6 protein-coding genes are annotated in these 4,708 nt (G+C 67.2%); all 6 read right to left on the minus strand.

The annotated features are described in order from the left end of the window. The coding region (locus tag VGZ32_RS04895) for an alpha/beta hydrolase (protein WP_326884604.1) at positions 1-564 on the minus strand (564 nt) is incomplete at its 3' end. Positions 565-675: 111 nt separating this feature from the next. Further along, entirely contained in the window at positions 676-1,497 is an 822-nt protein-coding gene (locus tag VGZ32_RS04900; protein WP_326884605.1) for an aldo/keto reductase, read from the minus strand. Between the two features lie 509 nt (positions 1,498-2,006). Further along, a complete protein-coding gene (locus VGZ32_RS04905) occupies positions 2,007-2,540 on the minus strand; it encodes a GNAT family N-acetyltransferase (protein WP_326884606.1) in 534 nt (177 codons plus the stop codon). 31 nt (positions 2,541-2,571) lie between these two features. Continuing rightward, positions 2,572-3,672 (minus strand): LLM class flavin-dependent oxidoreductase, encoded by a 1,101-nt coding sequence (locus tag VGZ32_RS04910; RefSeq protein WP_326884607.1) that lies wholly within the window; start codon positions 3,670-3,672, stop codon positions 2,572-2,574. Between the two features lie 54 nt (positions 3,673-3,726). Further along, a complete protein-coding gene (locus VGZ32_RS04915; protein ID WP_326884608.1) occupies positions 3,727-4,389 on the minus strand; it encodes an NADPH-dependent F420 reductase in 663 nt (220 codons plus the stop codon). Then, positions 4,386-4,708, minus strand: a 323-nt coding sequence (locus VGZ32_RS04920; RefSeq protein ID WP_414642478.1) for a MarR family winged helix-turn-helix transcriptional regulator, incomplete at its 5' end; no start/stop codon positions are given. The genes VGZ32_RS04915 and VGZ32_RS04920, both read right to left, overlap by 4 nt.

A 4,708-nucleotide genomic window follows, 5' to 3' on the forward strand; every position in this document is an offset into this window, starting at 1 on the left:
AAGCGCGCCCGGGCGGGACAGGTCCTGCAGGTAGCGATCCTGGTCGCCGTTGCCGTGGCTGAACTGGCGAAACCAGGCCCAGTCGTCGTAAGTGATGGTCGCTTCGGCGATGCCTTCGAACTGGAAGAACAGCTGGTACCAGCTCATCTCGTGCTGCCGGAGAGACCACGGCGCGCTCGGGTGGCCGACCGAGAGCACGACCAGCTTCTTGACTCGATCCGGCCGGGTCATGGCGATCAGCCAGGCGACGACCGCTCCCCAGTCGTGTCCGACGACGTACGCGGATGGCACGTTCAGCGCGTCGAGCAGCCCGGTCATATCGTCGACGGCCTTCGTCACCGCGTAGTCGTGGACCGCCTCCGGGCGGCTAGACCGCCCGAACCCTCGCATGTCGGGAGCGATCACGCGGAAGCCCTGTGCTGTCAGGACCGGGATCTGGTGGCGCCACAGGTAGGCGGAGTCTGGCCAGCCGTGTATGAGTAGTACCGGCGTGCCGCTTCCATATTGTTCAACATGGAGCGAAATCCCGTTTACCTCGACGAGGGTTTCTTCGCCCGCGCTCATACCGCCATCCCAATCGATTCGAAGACGAGGGGTCTCATGAGTTCGGAGTCGTCCGCATCCAGGGCGTGCATTTCTCCCGCACGATAATGGATCGCACGGATCTCCGGCCTCTTACCACCATGGCTGCTCAAGACCGTTTCCGGTGCCGCCGGTGCGATCGAGCGCGTCCAGTTGTGAGAAATCCTCGTCGGTCAGTGCGAAGTCGAAGATCCTGCCGTTCGCCTCGATCCTGTCCCGGTGGGTTGACTTGGAAAGCACCGGGACACCGCGCTGCACGCACCAGCGGAGCAGCACCTGGGCCGGCGTTCGGCCGACTCGGGCTGCGATGGCACCTACGGTGGCGTCCGACAGGAGACTGCCTGTGCCAAGCGGGCTGTACGCTTCAAGGACCACATCTCGACGCTGACATGCGTCGAGCAGTACCCGACGGAAAGCGGTGGGGTTGAAGTTCACCTGGTCGACGACCGGCATCACATCGGCGATTCCAGCCACACTCGCCAACTCGGTCTCGCTGAAATTCGAGACGCCGATCGACCGGGCATATCCGAGTTCACGGGCGCGCTCCATGCCTGGCCACATCCAGGTAGGGCCGCCTTCCGGCCAGTGCACGATGTACAGATCGACGTGGTCGAGCCCGAGCCTGCGCAGGCTCTGCTCAAGTTCGGCCACCGGATCTTTGGCACGGGGGAGGAACTTGGTCGTGATGAAGACATCGTCACGATCGACCCCGCTCTCCTTCAGTGCCTTCCCCACGCTCCCCTCGTTCCTGTACGCCTGAGCGGTGTCGATGTGGCGGTATCCGAGCTCAAGCGCCCAGCGGACGGCCTTGACGCAATCCGGCCCGTCGGGCACCTGCCAGACACCGAGTCCGAGCAGCGGAATCTCGTTGCCGTCCGCGAGCTTCCTGGTGGTCTGGTTCGTGCTGGTGGACATCGTTGCTCCTCTCGTGCAGTTGCAGCAGGCTGACTTGTGTCTCGTTGAGACGTCGTCGATCTGGCAAGCCGCCGGTGCCGCCGCACTCACAACCCACGTGTCATGGGATAAACCAGATATTGCAGCCGATGTGTCGTAGGTACACTACTGACGTGACGTTGTAGCTGCAACACTTCGGCGGTGACGGCGACGCGGCGATAATCCGAGCGCCTGCCACGCAAGCCAACCAGCCTTGGGCGCCGATGACCGGCCCCGGCTCCGCCGCACAACGGCGGGGTCGGAGGCATTCCGAAGGTCGCAGACGGTCTGGGCGTGAACCTGGATTCCGCGCTACCGGTGAGCCGGGCTGGAGCTCAGCGGCCGGGGCGACGGGATCGCAGCCCGCTGAGGCTAGCGGTTAGCTGTCCGGTTCCCGCACACATGGCCGACGGGACGCGCGTGGCGACTGCCTGGAGTCCGCACTGGTTCCCGTGCCGACTCCATCCGCCCACAGCGCCGGTGTACGGTGATCAGCCGGTGAGATCGCTGGGGCGGATGCGGTAAACCTGGAGGGTCAGTCCGTAATATTTGTCGGTCTCGCCGACCCACTGCATGCCGAGCCGTTTCGCCGTGGCGATGGCGCGCAGGTTGTTCGGCCGGGTGACGGCGAACAGCTCGTCGATGTCCTGGGTGAACGCCCAAGCGATCAACGCGCGGCCGGCTTCGGTGGCATACCCCTTCCCCCACTCGTGCGGGTTCAGCTGCCAGCTCAGCTCGAGGTCCTCCTCGTAGGGCGGCAGCAGCCGGATGCCGAGGCCGCCGACGACCACGTTGTCATCCCTGCGCTGCACGGCCCACCGTCCCCGGGGCGTCAGCAGGTTCGGCTGTGCCTCCTTCCAGGCGTGCAGCACCGAGCGCATCGCCGCCAGGTCTGAGACGCGGTCCATCGCCCCGGTGAGCCAGTGGGCGACGTCCGGCGCGCCGTAGATCGCCAGCGCGTCGACGTCGTCGTCGACGGACCAGTCCCGGATGACAAGCCGATCGGTGGTCAACGCGGTGTCCAACCCGGGCCCTCCTCGGTCTTCGTACTAGTCATCATGCTCCCGCCTGGGCGTTCGCGAGTAGTTCGCGCACGCGCGGGATGACTTGGGTGCCGTAAAGCTCGATGTTGGTCATCAGCGCCCGTTGGGAGAGACCTCCCATGCCGTATTTCAAGTCGAAGCGCGTCGCGCCGAGCATGGGGAGGTTCGCCGCGATCTTCCGCGCGACCGTTTCCGGCGACCCGATGTAGAGCGCCCCGTGCGGCCCGACCTCGGACGAGAAAGAGTCCTTGGTCGGAACGGCGAATCCGCGGGTCTTGCCGAGGCGGCTGATGACCTCCCGATAGTGCGGCCAGAATTCCTCGCGCGCCTGCTCATCGGTGGCGGCGACGTGCCCGGGCGAATGCACCCCGACCGGCAGGGCCGCGTGTCCAAGCCTGCCCAGGGCCTGCTGGAAGAGCTGAGAGAAGGGCGCGAACCGGGCCGGGGACCCGCCGATGATCGCGAGCATCAGCGAGAATCCGTAACGCGCGGCGCGGATGACCGACTGGGGGCTGCCGCCGACGCCGATCCACACCGGGAAGGGCCCGGACTCGGGATGGGGCACGACATCCTGTCCGCGCAGCGGCGCGCGGGTCTTGCCCTGCCAGGTGACCGGTCCGCCTTTGAGCAGTTCGGCGAAGAGGTCGACCTTCTCCTCGAAGAGGTCCTCGTAGTCGGCGAGGTCGTACCCGAACAGCGGGAACGAGTCGATGCTGGAACCACGCCCGAGGATGACCTCCGCCCGGCCGCCGGAGACCGCGTTGAGCGTGGAGTAGCGCTGGAACACCCGAACGGGGTCGTCGGAACTCAGCACCGTGACCGCCGACCCGAGGCGGATGCGGGTCGTACGCCCGGCGATCGTGCCCAGGACGACGTCGCCGGCCGGCATGGGGAAATCATCGGTGTGGTGTTCGCCGATCCCGAAGAAGTCCACGCCGACCTGGTCGGCCAGGACACCTTGCTCGACGACGTCGCGGATCGTCTGGGCATGCGAGAGGGGCCGGCCGGCCTCGTCGTCGGTGACGTCGCCGAAGGTGTCGAGGCCGAGGACGAGCGGGAACTTCGCAGGCTGGTCCGCGGAAGCTTGTACCGTGTGCGACGGTGCTGTGGTCACTTTGAGTCTCCCTGTCTGGTGGTGAGCCGGTCGAAGGGCGCGCACGGGACCGCTTCATGCGGCCTCGACCCACACGGCCTGCTCGAACTCACTTCGCCGCAGCGGCACGCCGAAGACCGGACCGCCGGGTTCGAGCAGGCGCCCGGCTCTCAGGCTGTCCAGCCGGACCGTGTCGTAGCCGATACGTTCGATGACCTGCGCCACGACGTCGACCGCGCCAGAGTCGTCGCCGGCGACGCCCAGGGCCCGGCGTTCGGGCGAGCCCGCGGGCCGACGTTCGTCTTCGAGTTCGTGGTAGCCGAGATGGTTGAGGGTCTTGACGACCGTCGAGCGGGCCAGCCGCCGCTGCACGATCTCGCTGCTGCCGAACCGTGGGTCTTCGAACAGCTCCTGAACGCCGTCGACGGGCGGCCAATAGTTCATCGTGTCGACGACCAGCTTGCCGGCCACCGAGGAAGGATCGAAGGCGGCGAACTTGTGCAGCGGGATGGCCAGCACGACGATGTCGGCGTCCTTGACGGCATCGGCCGCCCAGCGCGGCTCGGCCCCCGGAGCCAGGACCTGCGTGATCAACTCGATCTTCGCCGGGTCGCCCGAAGCCGCGACGGACACCCGGTAGCCCGCCGCCAACGCGACCCGCGCGATCACCGGGCCGGTGTGCCCGGCGCCCAGCACGGCGATCCGCGGCCGCGGCCGAGACAAGACTGCGCCGGTCATGGCCGCCCGCCCCCAGTCCCGGTACGAGCGGTCCGTTCCGGGTGCAGGTGGCTCTGCAGCGCGTCCAGAATTTCGGCGAGCGCCTCGAACTGCCCGGGTGTCAGCGCGTCGGCGAAGTGCTTCTTGATGGCCAGCGTGTGAGGTGTGGTCGCACCCCGGAACATCGCCGCTCCGTCGTGCGTCAGCGAGACCTCGGCGCCGCGGTTGTCGGTGGCGCACTCGTCGCGACGGATGAGACCGCGCCGCTCCATACGCGCCAGATGGTGGGACAGCCGGCTTCGCTCCCAGTCGATGGCCGCCGCCAGCTCCGATGAACGCA

This window comes from Actinocrinis sp. (genome assembly GCF_035938995.1).
Classification (GTDB): Bacteria; Actinomycetota; Actinomycetes; order Streptomycetales; family Catenulisporaceae; genus DASZGI01.

Bases quoted from the DNA above. Each gene is read 5' to 3' on its own strand.
- VGZ32_RS04900 (WP_326884605.1), bottom strand. From the start codon at position 1,497: ATGTCCACCAGCACGAACCAGACCACCAGGAAGCTCGCGGACGGCAAC.
- VGZ32_RS04915 (WP_326884608.1), bottom strand. From the start codon at position 4,389: ATGACCGGCGCAGTCTTGTCTCGGCCGCGGCCGCGGATCGCCGTGCTG.